Genomic DNA, 286 nt, shown 5'->3' with positions numbered 1-286 from the left:
CAGGGCCTTTATTACGGCTATCTGTCAGCGCTCAAAAAACACGCCCCGAAAAAACCCGAGCTTAAAAGCTTATATCAGATTCATTCGGCGCTTGCCGTCTGGCTTCACATGTTCACTTTGATTGAGTCAGGCAGATTGGATGCCGAAAAAGATTATTACAGCATCAATCCATACGTGGAACAGCTGATGGATACGATTTATTCCTCCATTGACAGACTGAAAACGTACGCCTTGTCTTTTTCACTCGATCCTTTTTTAGACCGGACGCCTCCGGTGCTCCGCAGAC

General features: G+C 46.5%; 1 pseudogene. It reads left to right on the top strand.

Annotated features, from left to right (window positions below):
• Positions 1–286: pseudogene (locus R0K30_RS21615) on the top strand (SWIM zinc finger family protein); the annotation flags it as partial.

The organism is Bacillus sp. SIMBA_154, assembly GCF_046536015.1.
Taxonomy (GTDB): domain Bacteria; phylum Bacillota; class Bacilli; order Bacillales; family Bacillaceae; genus Bacillus; species Bacillus pumilus_P.
Note: the sequence above shows the minus strand (reverse complement) of the source record. Positions and strands in the feature narration are given on the sequence as shown.